19 protein-coding genes, 1 other RNA gene and 1 riboswitch are annotated in these 21887 nt (G+C 66.2%); of the genes, 10 read left to right on the plus strand and 10 right to left on the minus strand.

The genetic code is table 11. The features are described from left to right. Positions 1–84: 84 nt before the first annotated feature. Positions 85–795, minus strand: coding sequence for a hypothetical protein (locus tag A3M1_RS26445; RefSeq protein WP_156029641.1), 711 nt, complete (start codon positions 793–795; stop codon positions 85–87). A gap of 275 nt (positions 796–1070) precedes the next feature. Beyond that, positions 1071–1168, minus strand: an RNA gene (gene ffs / locus A3M1_RS25860) — signal recognition particle sRNA small type. A gap of 246 nt (positions 1169–1414) precedes the next feature. On the opposite strand from ffs, the gene A3M1_RS25865 reads away from it, so the two are divergent. The 4 genes from A3M1_RS25865 to A3M1_RS0111185 all read left to right on the plus strand — a co-directional run bounded on the left by A3M1_RS25865 (position 1415) and on the right by A3M1_RS0111185 (position 5972). Next, positions 1415–2326 carry a hypothetical protein gene (locus tag A3M1_RS25865; RefSeq protein ID WP_081620351.1) on the plus strand — a complete coding sequence of 304 codons (912 nt, stop codon included), beginning with the start codon at positions 1415–1417 and terminating at the stop codon, positions 2324–2326. A gap of 9 nt (positions 2327–2335) precedes the next feature. Further along, the gene (locus tag A3M1_RS26695; RefSeq protein WP_198291129.1) at positions 2336–3130 is read left to right on the plus strand and encodes a hypothetical protein; all 795 of its coding nucleotides are present in this window, start codon (positions 2336–2338) and stop codon (positions 3128–3130) included. A gap of 415 nt (positions 3131–3545) precedes the next feature. After that, on the plus strand, positions 3546–4424 hold the full coding sequence (locus tag A3M1_RS0111180; RefSeq protein WP_018389059.1) for a cyclopropane-fatty-acyl-phospholipid synthase family protein: 879 nt from the start codon (positions 3546–3548) through the stop codon (positions 4422–4424). 159 nt (positions 4425–4583) lie between these two features. Continuing rightward, the gene (locus A3M1_RS0111185; protein ID WP_018964117.1) at positions 4584–5972 is read left to right on the plus strand and encodes an APC family permease; all 1389 of its coding nucleotides are present in this window, start codon (positions 4584–4586) and stop codon (positions 5970–5972) included. A gap of 135 nt (positions 5973–6107) precedes the next feature. Here A3M1_RS0111185 and ampC read toward each other — a convergent pair whose 3' ends face one another. The 4 genes from ampC to A3M1_RS0111205 all read right to left on the minus strand — a co-directional run bounded on the left by ampC (position 6108) and on the right by A3M1_RS0111205 (position 10730). Beyond that, a complete protein-coding gene (gene ampC / locus A3M1_RS0111190; RefSeq protein WP_018389061.1) occupies positions 6108–7277 on the minus strand; it encodes a class C beta-lactamase in 1170 nt (389 codons plus the stop codon). Positions 7278–7373: 96 nt separating this feature from the next. Next, complete coding sequence (pip, locus tag A3M1_RS0111195; protein WP_018389062.1) at positions 7374–8327, minus strand: prolyl aminopeptidase; 954 nt, start codon at positions 8325–8327, stop codon at positions 7374–7376. 54 nt (positions 8328–8381) lie between these two features. Next, a complete protein-coding gene (locus A3M1_RS0111200) occupies positions 8382–9434 on the minus strand; it encodes a linear amide C-N hydrolase (protein WP_018389063.1) in 1053 nt (350 codons plus the stop codon). A 93-nt stretch (positions 9435–9527) separates the two neighbouring features. Beyond that, positions 9528–10730 (minus strand): MFS transporter, encoded by a 1203-nt coding sequence (locus tag A3M1_RS0111205; RefSeq protein ID WP_018389064.1) that lies wholly within the window; start codon positions 10728–10730, stop codon positions 9528–9530. A gap of 196 nt (positions 10731–10926) precedes the next feature. Here A3M1_RS0111205 and A3M1_RS0111210 point away from each other — a divergent pair, with 196 nt between their 5' ends. Both A3M1_RS0111210 and nudC read left to right on the plus strand, forming a co-directional pair. After that, the gene (locus A3M1_RS0111210) at positions 10927–11349 is read left to right on the plus strand and encodes an HIT domain-containing protein (RefSeq protein ID WP_018389065.1); all 423 of its coding nucleotides are present in this window, start codon (positions 10927–10929) and stop codon (positions 11347–11349) included. Continuing rightward, positions 11346–12365 carry an NAD(+) diphosphatase gene (nudC, locus tag A3M1_RS0111215; RefSeq protein WP_018389066.1) on the plus strand — a complete coding sequence of 340 codons (1020 nt, stop codon included), beginning with the start codon at positions 11346–11348 and terminating at the stop codon, positions 12363–12365. The genes A3M1_RS0111210 and nudC overlap by 4 nt, the downstream gene beginning before the upstream one ends. A gap of 158 nt (positions 12366–12523) precedes the next feature. Here the strand turns inward: nudC and A3M1_RS0111220 are convergent, their stop codons facing one another. Further along, positions 12524–13657 (minus strand): 2'-deoxycytidine 5'-triphosphate deaminase, encoded by a 1134-nt coding sequence (locus A3M1_RS0111220; protein WP_018389067.1) that lies wholly within the window; start codon positions 13655–13657, stop codon positions 12524–12526. A 138-nt stretch (positions 13658–13795) separates the two neighbouring features. Further along, a riboswitch (SAM riboswitch) is annotated at positions 13796–13876 on the plus strand. Between the two features lie 45 nt (positions 13877–13921). Here A3M1_RS0111220 and A3M1_RS0111225 point away from each other — a divergent pair. From A3M1_RS0111225 to argE, 4 genes are all read left to right on the plus strand, one after another. Next, positions 13922–15145, plus strand: a complete 1224-nt coding sequence (locus A3M1_RS0111225; protein ID WP_018389068.1) for an O-succinylhomoserine sulfhydrylase — start codon at positions 13922–13924, stop codon at positions 15143–15145. A 120-nt stretch (positions 15146–15265) separates the two neighbouring features. Next, complete coding sequence (gene apaG / locus A3M1_RS0111230) at positions 15266–15658, plus strand: Co2+/Mg2+ efflux protein ApaG (RefSeq protein WP_018389069.1); 393 nt, start codon at positions 15266–15268, stop codon at positions 15656–15658. Positions 15659–15767: 109 nt separating this feature from the next. Further along, positions 15768–17219: a TrkH family potassium uptake protein gene (locus A3M1_RS0111235; RefSeq protein WP_018389070.1), complete on the plus strand. Its 1452-nt coding sequence runs from the start codon at positions 15768–15770 to the stop codon at positions 17217–17219. A 57-nt stretch (positions 17220–17276) separates the two neighbouring features. Continuing rightward, on the plus strand, positions 17277–18440 hold the full coding sequence (argE, locus tag A3M1_RS0111240; RefSeq protein ID WP_018389071.1) for an acetylornithine deacetylase: 1164 nt from the start codon (positions 17277–17279) through the stop codon (positions 18438–18440). A gap of 100 nt (positions 18441–18540) precedes the next feature. On the opposite strand, the gene A3M1_RS0111245 is transcribed toward argE, so the two are convergent. The 3 genes from A3M1_RS0111245 to A3M1_RS0111255 form a co-directional block, all read right to left on the minus strand. Further along, complete coding sequence (locus A3M1_RS0111245) at positions 18541–19596, minus strand: Hsp33 family molecular chaperone (RefSeq protein ID WP_018389072.1); 1056 nt, start codon at positions 19594–19596, stop codon at positions 18541–18543. 109 nt (positions 19597–19705) lie between these two features. Continuing rightward, on the minus strand, positions 19706–20644 hold the full coding sequence (argF, locus tag A3M1_RS0111250) for an ornithine carbamoyltransferase (protein WP_018389073.1): 939 nt from the start codon (positions 20642–20644) through the stop codon (positions 19706–19708). After that, positions 20641–21849 (minus strand): aspartate aminotransferase family protein, encoded by a 1209-nt coding sequence (locus A3M1_RS0111255; RefSeq protein ID WP_018389074.1) that lies wholly within the window; start codon positions 21847–21849, stop codon positions 20641–20643. Before A3M1_RS0111255 ends, argF begins: the two co-directional genes overlap by 4 nt. Positions 21850–21887: the final 38 nt, after the last annotated feature.

The raw sequence follows: 21887 nt of genomic DNA on the forward strand, positions 1-21887 counted from the left end.
TGACGATCCGCCAGGGCGTGCCCAGCGATCACGCCCAGTGCGGGGGCGAGTAGGGCTTGGCCGGAAAAAGAGCCCCCATTTGCGTTAGAATGGGATCTCATCGTCTACATCGGAGTCTTTATGCTCCAAGGACTTTGGTCGCGGGGGTTCGATTCTTTTTGGCGGAGGAGGCAATTTTTCGGTCTCTTTCTCCTTTCGAGCGCCTAGAACTTCACCTGCTAGTCGAACCCATTTCCATGTAGGTTCGAGTTCTTCGGCCGCGTCCGCTGCCGTAGTGCAGAGCGTGAGTACTATGTCAGTAAATCTCTGAAGCGAGGTTCTGTCTTTGTCCAGTTCGTCAAGGAATTCATTTATTCTATTAAAAAGTCTCTCTTTTTTTGAATTAATTAAATTTGATTTATCAATTATTTCTTTAATTTTATTAACGTACGATCTTAATTTGGTTTTTTCATTATCGTTAAGTAAGGTCTTATTATATGATTTTTCTCGTGCGTATTTTATTTGAACCTGAACAGAAAATTCATCGACAATCTGCCTTATGGATCGATAGTTGTCGAAAATATCCGATTCTTTTATATTTTCTATCCTAAAATATCTAAGCAAATCAATTTCAAGAGCTGTCGCGGCGGCTATTGTGTGATTAATATACTCAAGCGTGTAAAAGTTGTACGAAGAGCTGCTTTCTGATTGGCTAATGTTTTGCGTGTAAGCGGTCCGGAATTTTCTTTCAAGGCGCACAAACGCTAGGTCGGGCGCAGTGTCGCCGGCAATGTCAAAATCATCTTCCGATATCATCAACTTCCCCGAAAGTCGGCTTGCAAAATCGGCATCGGCGAAAGGCGGGACTGTGTCTCTTCAGCGTGACTCCGTTGGACGCCTCGGCCGTGTCACGTCCTCATTTCCTGTCATCATATCAATACATGCAAACCGCGCCCGTTCAAATGTGAGCGTTTCGGCATAGACGGTTAGGTAGTCGGAAAAATGGGGGGGCAGCCGGAAGGTCTGAGCGTCTCCTAGTCCCGATATGCCCGCATGCGGCGAACCTAATCGCCGGGGGGGGGGGGGAGAAGGGTGGGAGGCTGGACAGAGACCCGATCCGGGCTCGTTGGGGCTGCTTCCTTCCGGACCTGACCCGGTTGGCGAGTGGCTCGTCCACCGCCAACCTCCCGCCGCTTATATCGTCCAGATGCGCGGGGGATGCAAGGGGTGGGACAGCGCGGGCGGGCGGACCACAGATCTCAATGATTACGCGCGCGAGCGCGAAGCCGTTCTCTCCGCCCGCATCGTTTATCTCGCGCAAAGGCGATGGTATGAAGGTGGCGTATAGGCGCGATTTGACGCCAGGTTTGGTGATGACTCATCAGTTTTTGCTGCGATGCACGCGGGCCTGATGGAGAACCGATGAGGTCAGGACATGACAAAAGTCGCGTCGTCGAAAAAAATCGCTGAATTTTGTATGCGGAAATTTGGCGCTACGCTGATTGGAGAGGCGGGAGAATTCTCGGTACGGCGTGTTTGTACGTCAAATGCGCTGGTTGAAGGCGGGATTGCTTTTACAAAGACAGCGCCGAGCGAGGCCGCCAGTGGGCTCGTTCCCCGCGGCTCCGTGCTTCTCGCGCCGGCGGGCTCTTCGGTGGTGCCGGATTCGGAAGGTTTGCTAATTCTGGTAGACAATCCTCGGCTGGCCTTTGCGCAGGTTGCGGCCGAATTTTTTGTCGCCTCTTCTTTTTCGGGTATTCATCCGACGTCGATCATACATCCATCCGCTAGAATTGATGAAACCGCAACGATAGGTGAGTATAGCATTATTGGGCCGGATTGCGTTGTTGGGCCCGGTAGTGTCATTCACCGGCATGTTGTCTTTTCGAGAAACGTTACAATAGGAAGAAATTGCGTTATATTTTCTCATGCCGTTCTCGGTGAGGACGGTTTCGGTGTTGAGACGGATACGAATGGCAATCTTTTCAGGATGCCCCATCTCGGAGGCGTCGTTGTCGGCGATTTTGTCCAGATCGGAAACTTCACGGCTGTTGCATCGGGAACCATTGAGCCGACGACTATTGGCGACTACACGATGATCGACAATCTGGTCCATGTCGCCCATAATGTTCGCATTGGCCGAAACTGTCAGATCATCGCCTGTAGCGAGATCAGCGGAAGCGTAACGATTGGAGATCGTGCGTGGGTCGCGCCCAATGCGGCGATCTTGCAGAAACTTGAGATTGGTGCGGGCGCGGTCGTCGGTCTTGGTGCGGCCGTGACAAAGTCGGTGGAGCCGAATACCGTTGTCGCAGGAGTGCCGGCCCGCCTCATCAAGAGACTGTAGGAGCCTTCAGTGGCCAGTCCTAATTCCGTTCTGCCACGCGGTTTCACATGGACTGATTATTCGCTTCTGATTCAAGAATTCCTGAATGCCGGATATAGAGCAGTTAGTTATGGCGAATTTGATCCGACTCAGACTCATGTCATCATTCGTCACGATATTGATTTTTCACTTAGCAAGGCTCTCGACATAGCGCTCATCGAGGCGGAAGGGGTATCAGCTCATTATTTCGTTCTTTTGAGGACGGAGTTCTACAATATTTGTTCCCATTCAGATCTCGAAATAGTGGAGAAGATCCGCGATCTCGGGCACGAGATAGGGCTTCATTTCGATGCTGCCCGTTACGAAGATCGAGCCGATGTTCTGCAGGCTGCCGCGCATTGGGAGTGCGTCATTCTTGAAAGCATCGTCTCGCGGCCCGTCACCTCGATAAGTTTTCATCGGCCGGCCAATTCGCTTTTGGCGATGTCGAATTGTCTAGCGGGTCGTCAGCATACGTATCAGCCAAAGTTCTTTTCAGATGTTGCGTATTGCAGTGATAGCCAGGGAGCTTTCAGGTTTGGTCATCCGCTCGATAGAGAGGCTTTCCGCGCCAGGGCTGCGATGCAATTACTGACGCATCCCATCTGGTGGACGCCGGAACTCGTGCCAGACCGGCTGGACCTGATCGATCGCTTTCTGGACGGGCGATCATCCCTCCTGCGCCGCGAGGCGGCCGCAAACTGCCAGCCCTATGCGAAGCGTCTGGCCGAGGCGGACGGCGCGGCGCGCCAGGCGGGTTCTCTGGCTGGTGCCCCTTGCCTTTGATCCCCCGCGCTTTGCGCTAAGGCGCATGCCGGCGGTCAATGTCGCAATCCTCCACGCACTCTGGCCGGGCGCTGGTCGTCGCATTCGGCCTTTCCGACCGCGCGTCCAGCGGCGCGGTTTCGACCGGCGCGCCTGGCAGCGCGGTTAGGGCGGCGCCGCGCTGCGGAAACCCCTTGCTCAAACCGTTGTGAGCTAAAAAGCGTCAACGTTAATTGAGTGGCCCGGATGAGGCGCGACTGTTACCAAGAGGAAAGTCATAACACAGGTCGATCGAGCAAGTATCAACCGAAGGAGAGGTAAGTTGCTACGGGCATTCGACGCGCATTCATCTGATTGTTATCATTCAAAACCGGTCTCTCTTGTCGAGAGAGACGCTCCATCCCAGGGCGTGCGACGGCGGGCGCGGCGTTCGTCGGTGCGGGCCGGCGGCTTTGCCACGGTGTTCGCCGCCGGGGCCCTCGCGCTGGCCGCACCCGCGCTGGCGCAGACGGCACCCTCGGTCAGCCCGACGCCCCCCGCCATCGCCCCGCCGCCGGCCGCAGCCCCGCCCGATATCATCGCCCCGGCGGCGGAGGGCTATGATCCCAAATCCGGCCAGCCCGGCAAGGACGTGGTGTGGGTACCGACGCCCGACAGCCTGGTCGAGCGCATGCTCGACATGGCGGCCGTCACCCCCCAGGACTACCTGATCGATCTCGGCTCCGGCGACGGGCGCACCGTGATCGCGGCGGCGAAGCGCGGCCTGCGCGCCCATGGCATCGAATATAATCCCGAGATGGTGACGCTGGCCAAGCGCCGGGCCGAGGCGGCCGGCGTCGCCGACCGCGCGACCTTCGAGCAGGCCGACATCTTCGAGACCGACTTCTCCAAGGCGCAGGTGCTCACCCTGTTCCTGCTGCCCGAACTGAACGAGCGGCTGCGCCCGCAGATTCTCGAACTTGAGCCCGGCACCCGCGTGGTCTCCAACAGTTTCGCCATGGGCGACTGGGAGGCCGACCGGATCGACCGGCTCGGCGACGAATGCAGCCAGTGGTGCACGGCACTGATGTGGATCGTGCCGGCCAAGGTGGCGGGCGACTGGCGCCTCGGCGAGCAGCCCCTGCGGCTGACCCAGACCTATCAGAAGGTCAATGGCGACCTCGGCGGCACGCCGATCGAGAATGGCCGCGTCGTCGGCAAGGAACTGCGCTTCACCGCCGGCGGCATCGACTATGTCGGCGCGGTGGTCGGCAACAGCCTCTCGGGCACCGCCTCGGACGGCCCGGTACGCAACTGGACCGCCATCCGCGGCTAAGGCCGGCCCTCGAACGCTCCCGGGCGGCGGCTCCCGCGCCGCCCGGCTGTTCTGGCGCGCCTTGTCCCGGCGCGCCTCGTTTCGGCGTGCCTCGGCCTGGCGCGCGCCTTCCGACGGCCCGGCGCCGCTATCCCCACCTGAAAAACTGGAGTGTGCTCCGTGAAGCCCCTCGCGATTGCGCGCGATTCCGCCGTGACTGCCGACCCCGCCTTGGCGGCGCAGGGCGGGCCGCAGGGCACCCCGAAGTCGAGCCTGTCGGCGCTGGATGGCATCGCCATGCTGGTCGGCATCGTGGTGGGCATCGGCATTTTCCGCACCCCGCAGATCGTCGCCCTCAACGTGTCGAGCGAATGGGCCTTTGTCGCCTTCTGGCTGATCGGCGGCGCCGTCACGCTGATCGGCGCGTTCGTCTATGCCGAACTCGGCTCGGCCTATCCCCATGCCGGGGGCGAGTATCATTATCTGCGCCGGGCGCTCGGGCGGCCGGTGGCGCTGCTGTTCGCCTGGGCCCGGCTCACCGTGATCCAGACCGGCGCCATCGCGGCGGTGGCCTTCGTGTTCGGCGATTACGCGCAGGGAATCCTGCCGCTCGGGCCCTGGGGGCCGGCGCTCTATGCCGCCGGGGCGATCGTCGTTTTCACCGCCATCAACCTGACCGGCTCGAAGCAGAGCCGCACGCTGCAGATCGTCTTCACCGTCCTCATCATCCTCGCCATCGTCCTTGTCGCCGGCTTCGGCCTGGCACTGGGCCGCGCCCCGACACTCGCCCCGCCGCCGGAGGCCGGCTCGGCCAGCGGCGCGTTCGGGCTGGCGATGGTGCTGATCCTGCTGACCTATGGCGGCTGGAACGAGGTGGCCTATCTCTCGGGCGAGATGAAGAATGTGCGCCGGAACATGCCGCGCGTGCTGGTGACGAGCGTGGCGATCATTACTGCGTTGTATTTACTCATCAATCTGGCTTATCTGAACGTGCTGGGGCTTGACGGCCTGCGCGCCAGCGACGTGGTGGCGGCCGACACGCTGCACCAGCTCTTCGGGCCCGGCGCCTCGCTGGCGGTGGCGCTGCTGGTGTGCTTCGCGGCGCTGAGCACGATGAACGCCACCATCTTCACCGGCGCGCGGCTTTATTATTCGCTCGGTCGTGAACTGCCGCTTCTGGGTCGCATCGGCCTGTGGGAAGAGCGCAGCAACATGCCGGTGAACGCCATCATCGCCCAGAGCGCCATCGCGCTGGCGCTGGTCGTGTTCGGCGCCAGCACCCGCGTCGGCTTCCAGGCCATGGTGGAATATACCGCGCCGGTGTTCTGGTTCTTCCTGCTGCTGGTCGGGGTGTCGTTCTTCATTCTCCGCCAGCGCGAGAGCCGCCGGACCGAGCGCTTCCGCGCGCCGCTCTACCCGTGGACCCCGGCGCTATTCTGCCTCACCTGCGCCTATCTGCTGTATGCCAGCATCGCCTATACCGGCTATGGCGCGCTGGTCGGCGTCGGCGTGCTGCTGGCGGGCGTGCCCTTCATAAGGCTGAGCGGCGCTCCACCGAAGGCGGCCTGAGCCAGGTGCAGGGCTAGAGCACGCGCCGATCAGCTTGCATCGCAAGCTGATCGGATAACGCGTTCTCTATCTTAGAGTTAGAGGGCGATTTACCGATCAGATTGGTTCAATCTGATCGGATCGCACTCTAGGGTGTCAGCCCGCCCCGCCGAGCAGCCCTTCCACCAGCGCGTAGACCGCCTTCACCCGGTCCTCGTTCGGATAGTTCCGGTTGGCGAGCACGACGATTCCGAGCTTTTCCGCCGGCAGCATCACCACATAGCTGCCGAAGCCATTGGTCGAGCCGGTCTTGTTGATGAAGCTCGCCGGCGCGGGCGGGGAGGGCGGGTCGAGCCGGGTGATGGGTTGCGGCTTCATCGCCATGTCCTGCGCATTGCCGGCGAGCACGCGCTCGCGCCCGACCGGCCAGGGATAACGCTCCCAGACCATTTCCTGCACATAGCTCTTGGTCTCGAAATAGCCGGTATGGGTGAGGGCCAGGGCCCGCGCCATATCAGGCGCCACCGTGCCGACGGCCATATTGGCGTCGAGGAAAGTGAGCATGTCGAGCGCGGTGGATTTCACGCCATAGGCTTCCGGGCCCAGCAGCGACGGGGTGAGGCGGGCGGGCTTGTTGTCCTTGGTGGTGCCCATGGCATAGCGCGCCATGGCGTCCTCGGGCACGTCGATATAGGTGCTGTTCAGCCCGAGCAGGGGGAACAGGTCACGCTGCGCCGCGCGGGTGAAGCTGGTGCCGAGCGCGGTGGCGGTGACGAGGCCGAGCACGCCGATGCTGATATTGGAATAGGCCCGGCGCGTCGCCGGCGGCGCGGCCGGCTTCCAGGCGGCGAGCCATTCGACCAGTTCCTTCTCGTTGCGGATGCTGTCGGGAAGCTGCAGCGGCATGCCACCCGTGGCATGGGTGGCGAGATCGAGCGGTGTGAGAGCGCCGAAGGCCGTGCCGGTGAGCCGCTGCGCCACCTTTTCCAGCGGCGCGTTGAGATCGAGCTGCCCGCGCTCCGCCGCCAGCGCGGCCAGCGTCACGAGGAAGGTCTTGCTCACCGATCCCAGCTCGAACAGCGTGCTGCCGTCCACCGGCTGCCCGTCCTTGCGGGCGGTCTGGCCGATGGCGAGGATTTCGTGCACGCCATTGCGGGTGATGCCGACGACAAGGCCGGGAATGTCGTTCGTCTTGGCCAGCGCGCTGAAGATGGGCGGCGCGACCTTGCCGAAATCCGGCGCGCTTTGCGCGCGGGCCGGCGCCAGCGCGGCACTGAGCGGCAGCAGGGTGGAGGCGAGCAGAGCGCGGCGGGACAATGTGATCATCGGAACCTCTCTGGCGCGGATAGCCTCGCCCTCTCACTCGAAGAGAGAGAACGCATCATCCGATCCGCTTGCGATGCAGGCGGATCGGCGCGTGCTCTAGCCCGCGAATGTGTCCGTGGCGCGGATGAGCCGGTCGAGAATGCCGGGCTCGGAATAGGCGTGGCCGGCGCCCTCGATCAGATGCAGCTCGGCATCGGTCCAGATTTTGGAGAGTTCCCACGCATAGCGCGCCGGGCAGGGCATGTCGTAGCGCCCATGCACGATCACGCCGGGAATGCCCTTCAGCCTGTGGGCGTCGTCGAGCAGCTGGCGCTCGCGCAGCCACGCCTTGTGCACGAAATAGTGGTTCTCGATGCGGGCGAAGGCGAGGGCGAAATGCCCATCGCTGAAGGCGGCGGAATAGCCGGCATCCGGCAGCAGCGTGATGGTCTCGCCTTCCCAGGTCGACCACGCCTTGGCGGCTTCCAGCTTGGCCGTCTCGTCCGTGCCGGTGAGCAAGGCGCGATAGGCCGTCACCGGGTCGGCGCGCTCTTCCTCGGTCTTCAGCACGCTGAGGAACCGCTCCCATTTGTCGGGGAACATCTCGGAGACGCCGAAGCGGTAATACCAGTCGAGCTCGGCCTGGGTGAGGGTGTAGACGCCGCGCAGGATGAGCTCGCTGACGCGCTCGGGATGGGTTTCGGCATAAGCCAGCGCCAGCGTCGAGCCCCAGGAGCCGCCGAAGACCTGCCACTTCTCGAAGCCGAAGGTCTCGCGCAGCCGCTCGATGTCGGCGACGAGATCCCAGGTCGTGTTGTGTTCCAGCTCGGCATAGGGGGTGGAGCGCCCACAGCCGCGCTGGTCGAACAGGATCACCTCATAGCGGGCGGGGTCGAACAGCGAGCGATGGGCGGGCGAAATGCCGCCGCCCGGGCCGCCATGCAGGAACACGGCGGGCTTGCCGCCCGGGGTCCCCGCGCGCTCCCAATAGATGGAATGGCCGTTGCCGACATCGAGCATGCCGGTCGCGAAAGGTTCGATCGGCGGGTAGAGGCTGCGCAGTTCGCTCATGGGGGCCGTGCTTATGCTGGGTGGCGGGGCGCCGGCGCGGGGCCGACTCACCCGCTACTCTACCCCCATGAAGCGCAGCGGCGCTGCCTCCTTGAAGTCCTTGGCGGCATCGCCGTCATAGGTGATGTCCTGGCTGGGGCCGAGCTCCAGCTTCTTCACCTTGCCGGTCGCGGGGGAAAAGTCGATCTGCTTCAGGTCGACCCAGAAGGTGTTGGGCGTCAGCGCGGATTCGAAGAAGTAAATGCGCCGCTTGTGGTCCACCGCCGAGCGCCAGCGGGTGGAGGAGACATAGGGCGCATCCACGGAGGTCAGCCCATAGGGCACGGAAACGTTGCGGATGATGCTGATGGCGGCGGCCACCGCCTTGTCCGGCTCGGGCTGCTGCGCCACCGCCCCGACATAATAGGAGGCGCGCACGAAGCGGTCGGCGGCGCGGTTGGTGCCCGGCAGCATGGCGCCGCCAATCTCCTGCCAGTAGCTTGCCAGCGCCAGTTGCTGGTCGAAACTCGGCGAGTTGGTCATCACCTGATACTGCCGGCCGTGATGGATCACCTGCCGCCCGTCGAGATACTCCACGATGGCGCTGTCGCCGGTGGGATCGGAGAGCGAGAGATGCAGCGTCGCCAGCGTCTCGCCATCCGGCAGATTGGCGGTGCGCACCACGAAGGGCTGCTTTTCCAGCGCCGCCACCGCCTCGGCGACGGTGGCGAAATTGTCGAGCATGTACTGCGCCCACAGGGCGATGGAGAGGGCGGGGGCCTTGCCGTCATAGGCGGGATAGGCCGCCTCGGTGAGCCACAGCACATTGGCCGCCAGCCCGGCCTCGTTCACGCCGTCGGCGGTGGAGATGTCGAAGCCGGAGGCGATGACGCTGCCATATTTCGAGGTCCAGGACACCGAGTTCGGCCCGGCCTCGCCGTTGCGGGTGGCGCCGCGCGGAAAGATCCAGAGATTGGTGAGGATGTCGGTCTTCCAGTCCATCGAGCGGGCGGTGACGATGTTGGACTCCGGCCCGAGATAGACCAGCCGCGTGCAGGCAAGCGCCGGTCCGGCGGCGACAAGGCCGGCGAGGGAGAGGCAGAACAGGCGGGCGAGGCGGGAGGGCATTGCGCAGCTCCTGAACGGACGGCGATGCCGCCATCAGGCCGCGCCATGCCCGCCGGTTCAAGCGGAAAATCCCTTAGGCGGGGTCCGGGTGCCTTACGAGACCCGCGCGCCGCGCAGGCTCGGCAGCAGGAAGGCGAGCAGGCCGAAGGCCGGCAGGAAGGCGCAGATCTGATAGACCGCATCGATGCCGTAGCGGTCGGCGAAGATCCCCAGCGCCGCCGCCGCCAGCCCGCCAAGGCCGAACACCAGCCCGTAGAAGAAGCCGCCGACGAGGCCGATGCGGTGCGGCATCAGGTCGATGGCGTAGACCAGTATGGCGGCGAAGGCGCTCGACATGATGAGGTTGATGAGGACGGTGAGGACAGCCGTGCCGGCGAGCCCGGCATAGGGCAGCGCCAGGGTGAAGGGCAGGGCGCCGAGAATGGAGAACCAGATGATCTTGTTGCGCCCGATACGGTCGCCCAGCATGCCGCCGAACAGCACCCCCGCCGCCGAGGAGACGAGGAACAGGAACAGCATCAGCTGCGAGGCCTGCACCGACACGCCGAAACGCTCGATCAGATAGAAGGTGTAGAAGGAGGTGAAGCTCGCGGTATAGGCAGTCTTCGAGCACAGCAGCACGATCAGGATCGCCAGCGGAAAGGCGACCTCGCGGAACGGCTTGTGCGCCACCTCCGGCTCGGCTCGGTGTCCGGCCGGACGCACCGGCACGGCCAGCGCGCGGTGGCGCGCGGTCCAGAACAGCAGCGGCATGGCGATGAGCGCGGCGGCGCAGAACCAGGCGAGGCTGGACTGGCCGTTCGGCACGATGATGAAGGCCGCGAGCAGCGGGCCGATAGCGCCGCCGGTCTGTCCGCCGACCTGGAACAGCCCCTGCGCGAAGCCGTGCCGCCCGCCCGACGCCTTGCGCGCCATGCGGGTCGCCTCGGGGTGGAAGATCGACGAGCCGATGCCGACAAAGGCCGCCGCGACCAGCAATAGCGGGTAGGTGCCGGCATGGGCGAGGCCGATGAGGCCGACAAGGGTGAACGCCATGCCCACAATCGTCGAATAGGGCATGGGGTGGCGGTCAGTATACAGGCCGATCAGCGGCTGCAGCAGCGAGGCGGAAATCTGGAAGGTGAGGGTGATGACGCCGATCTGGGCGAAGTCCAGCGCATAGGCGTCCTTGATCAGCGGGTAGATCGCCGGGATCAGCGACTGGATCATGTCGTTGAGGAAATGCGCGGCGCTGAGCGCCACCAGCACCGGCAGGGCGGTGCGGCGAAGGGAATCGACCGGCACGGAGAGGGTCATGGCACGCTGCTTCTTCGGGGCGCGCTCTACGGGGGCGCGGCCTTCTCTCTAGGACAATGCGTCGCGGCCGACAAATGCCCGCTGCGGGAAGCCGATCTGCCCCGTTTGCAGCCGGGCCGCGATGGAAAGGCGTCCCGTGCGGCGCTATAGCTTTCCCGCGCCCGCAGTCCGGCCGGGCATGGGAGCGTGCGCCAGCATGAGCGATGCCTCGACCTTCGTCCTCGATCCGCGCCTTGCGGGCGACAGCTTCCCGGTGCTCGACCTCACCCTCGCCACCGTGCGGCTGATGGACGATGCGCGTTTTCCCTGGGTGATCCTGGTGCCGCGTCGCCCCAGGCTGGCCGAGTTGATCGACCTTGACGACGCCGCCCGCGCCACGCTTTGGGGCGAGATCGACGCGGTGAGCCGGGCGCTCAAGTCCTTGACGGAATGCGACAAGCTGAACATTGCCGCGCTCGGCAATATGGTGCGCCAGCTGCACATCCATGTCATCGCCCGCTTCGAGCGGGATGCCGCCTGGCCCGGCGCGGTGTGGGGCGCGGGGGGCGAGCGCCAGAGCTATGCCGCGCCGCAGGCGATGCGGCTGGTGGGCCAGCTGCGCGAGGCGCTGGCGGCATGAGCGAGATCGTCACGACAGACCTGGCCTCCACCGACGACACCTCGCTCGGCCTGTGGCCGCATCTTGGCTATACCGGCGCGCGGCTCGACCGGGCCGGCCTGCGGCGCGGCGAGATGGAGAGCTTCCTCGCCGACCCCCGCGCCCGCGCCTGCCTGATTTCCGGCGAGAGCGTCGTCCTGCGCCGCCTGCCGGGTTTCATCGCCGGCATGGAGGAAGGGCCGGGTTCCTGCACCGCGCTGTTTCCGCTCGCTGAGGCGGTGGCGCTGGGCGGGCGGCTGGGCGAGGCGTGCCTGCTGGGGCTGGATGGCGACGTGCCGCATCTCGTGCTGCCGCTGCCCGCCGCCGCGCTCGGCGCGCTGACCGAGCGGCCGGAGGCGCGGCCCGACCTGCTGGTGATCGATCTGCGCGCCATCGCCGTGCGCGAACTCGCCAGCGTGGAGGAGACCGGCCAGCTCGCCACCGCCAAGGCGATGCTGGCCTGGCACGCGCGCCGCAGCTTCTGCTCCAATTGCGGCGGGCGGCTCGGCATGGCGGAGGCCGGCTGGCGGCGCGACTGCCCGGCCTGTGGCGCGCAGCATTTTCCGCGCACCGATCCGGTCGTCATCATGCTCACGGTGGATGGCGACGACTGCCTGCTCGGCCGCTCCGCCCGCTTCGCGCCCGGCATGTGGTCCTGCCTCGCCGGCTTCGTCGAGCCGGGCGAGACCTTCGAGGACGCGGTGCGGCGCGAAACGCTGGAGGAGGCGGGCATCGCCACCGGCGCGGTGCGCTATCTCTGCTCGCAGCCCTGGCCGTTCCCGATGTCGGTCATGACCGGCTTCCATGCCGTGGCGGCGTCACGCGAGATCGTCATCGACCCGAACGAGCTGGAGGGCGCGCGCTGGTTCTCGCGCGACGAGGCGCGGCTGCTGCTCACCCGCACCCACCCGGACGGGCTGGTGGCCCCGCCGCGCATGGCGATCGCGCACCATCTGCTGCGGGCCTTCGTGGAAGGGCGCGACCCGCCGGCGGGGTGAGGTTGAGGGGAGGCGTCCCGCCGCTCTCACACCGTCATCCCCGGGCTTGGCCCGGGGATCCATGACTTCGGCTTGTTGAACGAGGCAAGTCGTGGATGGCCGGGCCAAGCCCGGCCATGACGTTCCTACTGCTGTGCCGTTGTGACAGGCCCGGCGCCTCAGTCCCGCGTCCAGGCCTTGAAATGCTTGGAGAGCTTCAGCCCCTGCGCCTGGTAATTCGAGCCGAGGCCCTCGCCATAGAGGGTGCGCGGGCGCTCCAGCATGTTCTCATAGACCAGCCGGCCGACGATCTGCCCGTCTTCCAGAATGAACGGAACCTCGCGCGAGCGCACTTCCAGCACGGCGCGGGCGCCTCGCCCGCCGGCGGCGTCATGGCCGAAGCCGGGGTCGAAGAAGCCGGCATAATGCACGCGGAACTCGCCGACCAGCGGGTCGAACGGCACCATCTCCGCCGCATGGCTGGGGGGCACATGCACGGCTTCCTTGGAGGCGAGGATGTAGAAGGCATCGGGGTCCAGCACCAGTTCGCGCCGGCCGCGCGTGACCAGCGGCTCCCAGAAATCCTCGACCTCGCAGGCGGCGCGGCGGTCGACGTCGATCACCCCGGTATGGCGCTTGGCGCGGAAGCCGAGCAGGCCGCCAAAGCCCTCGCCGGAGAGATCGACACTGACCGCGATGCCGCCGCCGGCGACATCGGCGAGCGGGCTGTCGACCAGCCGCTCGGCGGCGTTGAGCGCGGCGATCCCCTCTTCGTCGAGCCGCGCGTCGCCGCGCCGGAAGCGGATCTGCGACAGGCGCGAGCCCTGCCGCACCAGGATCGGGAAGGTCCGCGGGCTGATTTCCAGATAGAGCTTGCCGGCGTAGCCGGCGGGCACGATGTCAAAGGCGCGCGAACGATCGGCGATGACGCGGGTGAACACGTCGAGCCGGCCGGTGGAGCTTTTCGGGTTGGCGGAAGCGGCGATGTCGGCGGGCAGCGCCAGAGCCTCCTCCAGCTCGACCAGATAGACGCAGCCCGTTTCCAGCACCTCGCCGCCGGTGAGGTCGAGCTGGTGCAGGCCGAGCCGGGTGAGGCGCTCGGCCACCGTCTCGTTCGGGCCGGGCAGGAAGCTGGCGCGGATGCGCCAGGCGACCGGGCCGAGCCGCAGATCAAGGCTGGCGGGCTGCACCTGGTCGGCATCGAAGGGGCGGGACGTGCGGATGGCGCCGCGCGCGGCCAGCGCCTCGATGGCGTGGCCGGGCAGGATGCCCGCGCCGGCCAGCCCGGATGTCGCCGTGCCCGAAACTGTCATGCCGTTCTCGGCCACGCGCGCCGCTCCGCTGATGATGGCTGTTCACTCGTGCCGTTGGCTTTACCGGACAGGCCCGTTCGCGCCAAGCCTGCTGTCGTGAACTCCGCTTGACGGCACCTCTGGCCTGGGAGTAAGCGAAAAGCACGACGTGGTCATTTGAGCCGGCCGGCTTGCCGCCACGCTAAACAAGGTTGCTAAACAGGCCGGGGCCGCGCGACACGACGCGCGAGCGACCCGGTTTAATATGAGATACCGGAGCCGCAGATGACCGAGACACCCAATCTTCCGCCCGCCAAGCTTTCCCCCGCCGACATCGCCCAGCTGCGGCCCGAGACCCGCCTCGTGCAGGGGGGCATCCTGCGTTCGCCCTTCGGCGAGACGGCGGAGGCGCTCTACCTCACCCAGGGCTATGTCTATGAGAGCGCCGAGCAGGCCGAAGCCCGCTTCAAGGGCGAGGACCCTGGCTTTATCTACACCCGCTATTCCAACCCGACGGCGGCGATGTTCGAGACCCGCCTCGCGCTGCTGGAAGGCGCGGAAGTGGCGCGCGGCACCGCGTCGGGCATGGCGGCCGTCACCGCCTCGCTGCTGTGCCAGCTGAGAAGCGGCGACCATGTGGTGGCGGCGCGGGCGCTGTTCGGCTCCTGCCGCTATGTGATCGAGGAATTGCTGCCGCGCTTCGGCATCGCCACCACGCTGGTCGACGGCACTGACCTTGCGGCCTGGAAGGCGGCGGTGCGGCCGGAAACCCGGGTGTTGTTCCTGGAGAGCCCGACCAACCCGACGCTGGAACTGGTCGACATCGCCGCCGTAGCGGAAATCTCCAAGGCGGCGGGCGCCTGCCTGATCGTCGACAATGTGTTCGCCACGCCGATGCTGCAGAGCCCGCTGGCGCTGGGCGCCGATGTGGTGGTCTATTCCGCCACCAAGCATATTGACGGCCAGGGGCGGTGCCTCGCCGGCGTGGTGCTGTGCTCGGAAAAATTCCTCAACGACCATCTCCAGACCTTCCTGCGCCAGACCGGCCCGTCGATCTCGCCGTTCAACGCCTGGGTGATGCTGAAGGGGCTGGAAACCCTGCCGCTGCGGGTCGAGCGCTCGCAGGCCAGCGCGGCGCTGCTGGCGGACCGGATGGCCGAGCTGCCCGGCATCACGCGGGTGATCTATCCCTACCGCGCCGACCACAAGCAGTATGAGCTGGCGATCCGCCAGATGCGGGGCGGCGGCACGCTGGTGACCTTCGAGGTCGAGGGCGGCAAGGCGGGCGCCTTCCGCTTCCTCAACGGGCTGAAACTGGCGCGGATCTCCAACAATCTCGGCGATGCCAAGAGCCTTGTCACCCACCCCGCCACCACGACGCACCAGCGCTTCAGCCCCGAGGCACGGGCCGAGATGGGCATTTTCGACGGCATGGTGCGGCTCTCGGTCGGGCTGGAGCATGTCGACGACCTCACCGACGACATCACCCGCGCGCTGAAGGCGGTGTGAGCTGGGGTATCGGGCGGCGGTGCACAAACGCAGGCGTGAAGCGCCGCCGCCTTGCCCTCTCCGGGCAAAAGCCTTTCAGTAGTGGGACTTGAGCGATTCGGGAGGCGCAGGGGAGCGGGCATGTATCGGGCGACGACGAAAGGCGTGCAGGTGACGGTGACGCCGCGCTTCGCACCCGAGCGCTCCGATCCCGAGCGTGGCCAGTATTTCTGGGCCTACACGGTCGAGATTCTCAATCTCGGCGTCGATACGGTGCAGCTCAAATCCCGCCACTGGATCATCACCGATGCGCTCGGCCGGGTGCAGGAAGTGCGCGGGGCCGGGGTGGTGGGCGAACAGCCGGTGCTGCCGCCCGGCGGGCATTTCGAGTACACCAGCGGCGTGCCGCTGCCGACCTCCACCGGCATCATGGAAGGCAGCTACAGCCTGGTGACGACGGCCGGCGAGAGCTTCGAGGCCGAGGTGCCGGCCTTCTCGCTCGATGTGCCGGGCGAGGCCCGCACGCTCAACTAAGCGGGTGGCGGCGCACGCATGGCGCTTCCGGCCCTGCGGCGAAGCAGCTATGGTGGCGGCAGCTTCCACGCCGTGAGCTTCCCGCCGCGCCGAACGGTCTCCTGATCCCGTGATCGACTTTCGCCCGATCGCCGCAATTCTCGGCGTCCTGCTCGCCATCCTCGGCACGATGATGATGATTCCGGCGCTGGTCGACCTCGTCGCCGGCCGCGGCGATTTCCTTGCCTATACCGCCTCCTCTGTCATCACCGTGTTCGTCGGCCTGTCGCTGTGGCTGGCCGGCCGCTCGGGCGAGGTGGAGCGGCTGTCGCTGCGCCAGGCTTTTGTGCTCACCACGTTGAGCTGGGTGCTGCTCTCCGCCTTCGCCGCGATCCCGTTCATGTGGGCGGAAACCGACCTGTCGCTGGCCGACGCCTATTTCGAGGCGATGAGCGGGCTGACCACGACCGGCGCGACGGTGATTGGCGGCCTCGACAAGCGCCCGCCCGGCCTGCTGATCTGGCGCGCCTTCCTGCACTGGTATGGCGGCATCGGCATCATCGTCATGGCGATCGCGCTGCTGCCGATGATGCAGATCGGCGGCATGCAGCTGTTCCGCGCCGAATCCTCCGACAAGTCGGAAAAGATGCTGCCGCGCGCGGCGCAGATGGCCAAGGGCATCCTCGCCTCCTATCTCTTCCTCACCTTCGCCTGCGCGCTCACCTATGCCTTTTGCGGCATGAGCGTGTTCGACGCCGTCGCCCATGCGATGGCGACCATTTCCACCGGCGGCTTTTCCACCCACGACGCTTCGATCGGCTATTTCAACAGCCCGGCGATCGAATATGCCGCCATCTTCTTCATGCTGTCGGGCTCGCTGCCCTTCGTACTGTATGTGCGCGTGCTGGCCGGCGATTTCAGCCGGCTGTTCGCCAATCCGGAGGTGCGGCTGTTCCTGTCGCTGGTGGCCCTGTTCACCATCATTTCCACCGTGCAGCAGGTGTGGGGAGGCATAAACGAGGGCGAGACGGCGCTGCGCAACGCGCTGTTCAACGTGGTGTCGATCATGTCCACCACCGGCTTCGTGGCGGACGATTTCACCAATTGGGGGCCGCCGACCGAGGCGCTGTATTTCGTCGTGCTGTTTCTGGGGGCCTGCACCGGCTCCACCGCCGGCGGCATGAAGAGCTTTCGTATCGCCATTCTCGGCTCGGCGCTGAAGCAGCATCTCAGGCGCGTCATCTATCCCAACGGGGTGTTTCCCGTGCTCTATGGCGGCAAGCCGATCGGTGACGATGTGGTCGCCTCGGTGCTGTCCTTCGCCTTTCTCTATCTCGCCACCTTCCTGCTGATCGGCATCGCCATCAACGTGCTGGGCTTCGACCTCATCACCTCGTTCTCCGCCTCGATCACCGCCCTGGCGAATGTCGGCCCCGGCCTCGGCCCGGTGGTGGGCCCGGCGCAGAACTTCGCCGGCCTGCCGGACAGCGTGATCTGGCTGCTGTCGCTCGGCATGCTGGTGGGGCGGCTGGAACTGTTCACCGTTCTCGTGCTCTTCCTGCCGAGTTTCTGGCGGCGCTAGTTTGGCGGCGCAGCATAACCCTTTATGATGAGCGCTTAATCGCGACGGGGATTCTCCATGCTGGCCGTACGTACGACGACCGAGGAACTTCTGGCCTATCTGGTCGCTTTCGACACGACGAGCCGCAATTCCAATCTCGACCTCATCGCCTTCGTGCGCGACTACCTCGCCGCCTTTGGCGTCGAGAGCGTGATCGTGCCGAGCGAGGCCGGCGACAAGGCCAGCCTGTTCGCCACCATCGGCCCGGCCGGCATGGGCGGCGTGTGCCTTTCCGGCCATTCCGACGTGGTGCCGGTGGACGGGCAGCCCTGGAGCACCGACCCCTTCACCCTGACGCCCGACGGCGACCGGGTGTATGGGCGTGGCGCCTGCGATATGAAGGGATTCCTGGCCTGCTGCCTCGCCATGGTGCCGCAGATGGTGGCGGCGCGGCTGGCGACGCCGATCCATCTTCTGGTGTCCTATGACGAGGAGATCGGCTGCACCGGCGTGGTGCCGGCGGTGCGCCGGCTGGGGGTCGACCTGCCGCTTCCGCGCGCGTGCATCGTCGGCGAGCCGACCTCGATGCGGGTGGTGGACGCGCACAAATCCGGCCTCGCCTATGTCACCACCGTGACCGGCCGGGAGGCGCATTCCTCCATGCCGCAGCTGGGCGCCAACGCCATCTTCGCCGCCGCCGCGCTGATCGGCGAACTCGACCGCATCCGCGCCGAGCTGATCGAGGCCGGCGACCCCTCCGGCCGCTTCGACCCGCCAAGCTCCACCGTGCAGGTGACAGTGGTGAATGGCGGCACCGCCGGCAACATCGTGCCGCGCCAATGCGCCATCCGCTGGAATGTGCGCGGCCTGCCGGGCTTCGACGAGGAGGCGCTGCTGGAGCGCTTCGAGCGCTTCGGCCGCGAAAAGGTTCTGCCCGGCCTGCTGGAGACCGCGCCGGACGCGGCGATCACCACCGATTTCATCTACAAGGTGCCGCCGCTGGCGCCGCAGACCGGCTCGGAGGCGGAGCTGCTGGCGCTGCGCCTCGCCGGCCAGAACCGCACCTATACGGTCGCCTATGGCACCGAGGGCGGGCATTTCCAGGCGCAGGGCATCCCCACCATCATCTGCGGGCCGGGCTCGATCGACCAGGCGCACAAGCCGGACGAATATATCGAGGTCAGCCAGCTGCGCGCCTGCGAGCGGTTCCTCGCCGGGCTCATCGCGGAGTGCGTGGGGTAGGGGACGGCACTCGCCGGCACGCAGGGCCGCATCTGACGGTCAAGCCGTGGATCCCCGGGCCGGGCCCGGGGATGACGTTGTGCGGGAGGGGCCGGGCGCTTCAGCCCTGCGCGGCGGCGTCGCTGTCGGGGGAGGCATCGTCAGCGACGTCGACGATCTCCTCGGCCTTGAAGTCGTAGGTGCGGCCGCAGAACTCGCAGGTGACGGCGATCTTGTCGTTTTCGACCAGGCTGGTGCGCTCTTCCGGCGTGAAGCTGGCGAGCACGTTCATCACCCGGTCGCGCGAGCAGGAGCATTTGGCGACCACGTTCTCGGTCTCGAACACCCGCACGCCGCGCTCGTGAAACAGCCGGAACAGCAGCCGCTCGCTGGAAAGATCGGCATCGACCAGCTCGACATCCTCCACCGTGCCGACCAGCGACAGCGCCTCGACCCAGGCATCGTCCTCCTCCGTCTCGGGAAGATCGGTGCCTTCCGGGGCATCGCCGGGATGCAGGTCGACCGGGCGCACCCGCCCACCCTCGGTGGGCAGGAACTGCACCATCAGCCCGCCGGCGCGCCAGGAGGACGGCGCCCCGCCCGGGCGCATCTCCTCCGCCACGGCGAGGCGCACGCGGGTGGGGATCTGCTCCGACTGGGTGAAATACTGGTGCGCGGCCGCTTCCAGCCCGCCGCCTTCCAGCGCGACGACACCCTGGTAGCGGTTGACGCTCAGCCCCTGGTCGATGGTCATGGCGAGATGGCCATGGCCGAGCAGCGCGCCGCTGTCGAAGCCGGCGCCGGCGGGCAGGCCCGCCTGCATCGCCTGCAGCCGCTCCAGATCGAAGCGGGCATAGGCGCGCACATCCTGCGGGGCGGTGAAATCCACCACCAGCAGGTCGACCGGCCCGTCGGTGCGGGTCTGCAGGATGAAGCGGCCCTGGATCTTCAGCGTCGAGCCGAGCAGCACGGTAAGCGCCACCGCCTCGCCGAGCAGGCGCTTGACGGCGGCGGGATAGTCATGATGGGCGAGCACGGCGTCGAGGCTGCTGCCCAGACGCACGACGCGCCCGCGCACATCGAGCCCGTCGATGTGGAACGGGGTGACGCGGTCATCGACCGCGCGCGGATCGGGCCCACGGGGGGCGGGGGAGGGGGAAGCGGAATGTGTTGTCATGTCGCCCGCCCATATAGGAGCGCGAGGGGAACTCTGCGAGGGGCCGCGCCGCAGGACGCGCGGCGCGCCCCGCGCCGGCCGGCGGGCGGGGCGGGCACCGTGTGCCGGCTCAGACGGCGGTGCCTTCCAGGCACCAGGCGAGAATGCCCTTCTGCGCGTGCAGCCGGTTCTCCGCCTCGTCGAACACCACCGATTGCGGGCCGTCCATCACCTCGTCGGTGACTTCCTCGCCGCGATGGGCCGGCAGGCAGTGCATGAACAGCGCGTCCGGCGCCGCACGCCGCATCAGCGCGCCATTGACCTGATAGGGCTTGAGCAGATTGTGCCGGCGCTCGGCCTCGGCATCGCCCATCGACACCCAGGTGTCGGTGACGACGCAATCCGCGCCCTCCACCGCCGCCTCGGCGGCGTGGCCGAAGCTCACCCTGGCGCCGGTCTCGCGCACCCAGTTCACCAGCGCTGGGCGCGGAGAAAGCTCCGGCGGGGTGGCGACGTTCAGCGCGAAGTCAAAGCGCTGCGCGGCCTGCACCCAGGACACCAGCACATTATTGGCGTCGCCGGTCCAGGCGACGGTGCGACCCGTGATCGGGCCGCGATGCTCCTCGAAGGTCAGCACGTCAGCCATCACCTGGCAGGGATGGGAGTCGCGCGTCAGCCCGTTGATGACGGGCACGGTGGCGTGCTCGGCGAGTTCCGCCAGCGCGGCATGGTCGAGAATGCGGATCATGATCGCGTCGACATAGCGCGAGAGCACGCGGGCGGTGTCGGCGATGGTCTCGCCGCGCCCGAGCTGCATTTCCGCGCCGGTCAGCATGAGGGTCTCGCCGCCGAGCTGGCGCATGGCGAGGTCGAAGGAAATGCGGGTGCGGGTGGAGGGCTGGTCGAACACCATCGCCAGAACTTTGCCGGCGAAGGGCTTCTCCAGCGCCACTTCGCGCTTGCGGCTCTTGAGATCCTTCGACAGTTCCATCACCGCGCGCAGGTCCCCGGCCGGCAACTGGTCGAGGTCGAGGAAATGCTTCACGGCGCCCGGGTTCATCGCGTTCATGCGGCCGCTCCCTTTGCGGTATCGGCCGTCAGGCCCTGCTCGATCCGCGCGCAGGCGGCGTCGAGCTTCTGGAAGGCGGCGTCGATCTCGGCGTCGCCGATGGTCAGCGGCGGCAGCAGGCGCACGACATTGTCGGCTGCCGAGGGGGCGAGCATGCCCTCGGCGCGCATCGCGGCGATGAGGTCGGTGTTCGGCACCACGGTGCGCAGGCCGAGCAGCAGCCCCTCGCCGCGCACTTCCGCGATCACCAAGGGATGGCGGTCCTTCAGCTCGGCCAGGCGCTGGCGCAGCCTTGTGGAGGTGGCGAGCACGCGCTCGAAGAAGCCGTCTTCCAGAACCACGTCGAGCACGGCATTGGCGACGCTCATGGCCAGCGGGTTGCCGCCATAGGTCGAGCCATGCGTGCCCGCCGTCATGCCCTTGGCCGCCTCCTGCGTGGCGAGGCAGGCGCCGACCGGGAAGCCGCCGCCAATGCCCTTGGCCACCGCCATGATATCGGGCGTGATGCCGGCCCATTCATGGGCGAAGAACTTGCCGGTGCGCCCGACGCCGCACTGCACCTCGTCGAGGAGGAGCAGCATTCCGTGTTCGTCGCACAGCGCGCGCAATTCGCGCAGGAAGCTCCAGGAAACGGCGCGCACGCCGCCCTCGCCCTGCACCGGCTCGATGAGGATGGCGCCGGTCTCGGGGGTGATGGCCGCCTTCACCGCGTCGAGATCGCCGAACGGCACCTGGTCGAAGCCGGGCATGGCCGGGCCGAAGCCCTCCAGATATTTCGGGTTGCCGCCGGCGGCGATGGTGGCGAGCGTGCGGCCGTGGAAGGCACCCTCGAAGGTGATGATGCGGGCGCGCTCGGGCCGGCCGTTTGCGGAGTGGTACTTGCGCGCCATCTTGATGGCGCATTCCAGCGCCTCCGCCCCGGAATTGGTGAAGAACATCGTGTCGGCGAAGGTCGCCGCGACAAGGCGCGCGGCCAGGCGCTCGCCGCCTTCGATGCGGAACAGATTGGACAGGTGCCAGAGCTTGCCGGCCTGCTCGGTCAGCGCCGCCACGAGATGGGGATGAGCATGGCCGAGCACGTTCACCGCGATGCCGGCGGTGAAGTCGAGATAGCGCTCGCCGTCCTTGGTGAACAGCCAGGCGCCTTCGCCCCGCTCGAAGACGAGGTCGACACGGTTATAGGTCGGCAGGATGGGGGTGATCACCGCGCCCCTCCCTCTCTCAAGCTTGCGGCGCCCCCGAA

The sequence above is a fragment of the Ancylobacter sp. FA202 genome, assembly GCF_000380205.1.
Taxonomy (GTDB): Bacteria; Pseudomonadota; Alphaproteobacteria; order Rhizobiales; family Xanthobacteraceae; genus Ancylobacter.